1 protein-coding gene is annotated in these 553 nt (G+C 74.3%); it reads right to left on the minus strand.

Annotation, left to right across the window (positions count from 1 at the left end; genetic code table 11):
- The coding region (locus ACYF6T_RS44605) for an SDR family NAD(P)-dependent oxidoreductase (protein ID WP_461703713.1) at positions 1-553 on the minus strand (553 nt) is incomplete at both ends.

Below are 553 nucleotides of genomic sequence, written 5' to 3' on the forward strand. Positions count from 1 at the left end.
CTCCTGGGTCAGCTCGTGCAGGTGGGCCGCCGCCCGCGCCTTGCCGGCGAGCACATCGCTCAGCCCGGCCGGAGTGAGGTCGGCCAGAGGGGCGTAACTCATCACACCCGCCGCGTGGATGACGGTGGTCAGAGGCAGGTCCGCGGGAACGGACCGGAGAGCGTCTTCCAGGTGGGCGCGGTCGGCGGCGTCGCAGGCGGTGATGGTGACGGCCGCGCCCGAGTTCTTGATGTCCTCGGCGAGTTCGGTGGCGCCGGGGGCGTCGGGGCCGCGGCGGCTGAGGAGCAGGAGGTGGGGCGCGCCGGCCGCGGCCAGCCACCGGGCCAGATGGGCGCCGATGCCTCCCGTGCCACCGGTGATCAACGTCGTGCCGACCGGCCGCCACTCGGTGTCCGGGCCGTCCTCCGGCGGGGCATGCTCCAGCCGGCGCGCCCACACCGCGGAGGAACGGATGGCGAGTTGGTCTTCGGGGTGGCCGGGGGTGAGGAGGGTGGCGAGGCGGTGGGTGGTGTGGTGGTCGGTGTCGTGGGGCAGGTCGATGAGTCCGCCCCAT

This window comes from Streptomyces sp. 7R007, from assembly GCF_054850255.1.